Origin of the sequence: Corallococcus sicarius, from assembly GCF_003611735.1 — a bacterium.
GTDB classification, from domain to species: domain Bacteria; phylum Myxococcota; class Myxococcia; order Myxococcales; family Myxococcaceae; genus Corallococcus; species Corallococcus sicarius.
Window position 1 is genome coordinate 1 of sequence record NZ_RAWG01000622.1, and the last position, 1,499, is coordinate 1,499.

Sequence of the window (1,499 nt, forward strand, 5' to 3'; positions counted from 1 at the left end):
GTTCTGACCGCGCCGGCAAGGATGCACGTCCGGGCCGCCCTGCCCGTCCGCCTGCCCCCCCGCCCGCCTTCACGGCGGCGCCGGTGGCGGAGCCGGAAATTCCCCTGGGCTTCCGGGCCAAGCAGCAGAAGCGCAAGGACACGAAGGCCGAGGCCCGGCTGGAGAAGGCCGAAAAGCAGCGGCTGGCAGCGGCCAAGTCCGTGAAAAAACAGAAGCGGAAGTGATGTGGCGGGGCTGCGCAATGGCCCCGCGCGGTGCCCGTAGGACAAGGCGTGAACGCTCTTGCCCTCGACTCGCTGCCCATGGCCATCGGAATGCTGATGGCTGAGGACACCGCTCCGCTCCCCTGGAAAGCGGACGTGCAGGCCGCCCGCAAGGGAGACCCGTCCGCCTTCGAAGCGCTGGTTCGCAGTGTGCAACGCCCGGTGTACGGCCTGGCGTTGCGCCTGCTCCAGAACGACTCGGAGGCGGCGGAGGTCGCCCAGGAAGCCCTCCTGCGCGCGTACCAGAACCTGCACCGCTACGATGACACGCGCCCGTTCGACCTCTGGGTGCTCGCGATCACCCGCAACCTCTGCCTGGACCTGCTCCGCCGCCGCACCAAGGTGCGCACCGAGGAGCTGGAGCCCATGAAGGAGGTCCTCCCCAGCAGCGACGTGTCCCAGCTGGACGGGGCCATCGCGCGGGAGGAGCGGCAGTCGCTGGAGGCCGCCATGGAGACCCTGTCCGTGGACGACCGCGAGGTGCTGGCCCTCTATTACGTCCAGAAGCGCACCACGAAGGAGATCGCGCAGATCATGGGCTGCGCGCCCGGGACCATCATGGCCCGGCTCTTCCGGGCCCGTGAGAAGCTGCGCAAGAAGATGACGCCCACCGAGGAGGAAGCGCGATGAGCCCCATCCCCTGCCCCGACCTGGAAGTCCTGTTCGCGGAGCTGGAGGCGGGCGAAGGCCCCTGCCTGGACCACGCCGCCGGATGCGATGCGTGCGCCGCGCTCCTGGAAGACCACCGCCTGCTCGAGCAGGACCTCTTCCGGCTGGCGGATCCGCTCCCGCCCCCTTCGCTCGTGGCCAACGTCATGGCCCGCGTCGCGGAGTCCCCCGTGCCCCAGCGGCGCGAGGTGTGGACGGGCCTGGCCATCCTGCTGACCTCCCTGGGCGCCGGCCTGGGCTTCCTCTTCACGAATGACCGGGCGCTCGGCCGCCTGGGCACCGCGTTCGCCTCCACCGTGGGCGACAGCCGCATGTTCGTGGAGGGGTTGTTCAGCGGTGCGCACGCCCTCTGGAGCACCGCGGGCGTGGCGGTGGCCTGCCTCGTCGCCTTCGTCGTCTTGTCGTCGCTGATGGGTCTCAAGCGGCTTGTCGGTTCCCCTCCGTCCCTCTCCGAAGCCTGAGCGTGACCATGAAGACCCTCCCCCGACTGCTGCTCCCCGCGCTGCTCCTCGGCACCTCGCCCGCGTTCGCGCAAGGCGCCCCGGCCACGCCCGCGGTGCTCCAGAG

2 protein-coding genes and 1 pseudogene are annotated in these 1,499 nt (G+C 70.5%); all 3 read left to right on the forward strand.

Features of this window, described 5'->3' with window-relative positions; all coding sequences use genetic code 11:
- Positions 1 to 224, forward strand: a pseudogene (locus D7X12_RS41295) (hypothetical protein); the annotation flags it as partial.
- A gap of 78 nt (positions 225 to 302) precedes the next feature.
- Positions 303 to 893, forward strand: a complete 591-nt coding sequence (locus D7X12_RS41300; protein ID WP_208719630.1) for an RNA polymerase sigma factor — start codon at positions 303 to 305, stop codon at positions 891 to 893.
- Complete coding sequence (locus D7X12_RS41305) at positions 890 to 1,393, forward strand: anti-sigma factor (protein ID WP_120630558.1); 504 nt, start codon at positions 890 to 892, stop codon at positions 1,391 to 1,393. The genes D7X12_RS41300 and D7X12_RS41305 overlap by 4 nt, the downstream gene beginning before the upstream one ends.
- Positions 1,394 to 1,499 lie beyond the last annotated feature (106 nt).

Excerpts from the sequence above, each read along its gene's own strand:
- D7X12_RS41300 (WP_208719630.1), top strand. The coding sequence starts at position 303 with ATGGCCATCGGAATGCTGATGGCTGAGGACACCGCTCCGCTCCCCTGG.
- D7X12_RS41305 (WP_120630558.1), top strand. The coding sequence starts at position 890 with ATGAGCCCCATCCCCTGCCCCGACCTGGAAGTCCTGTTCGCGGAGCTG.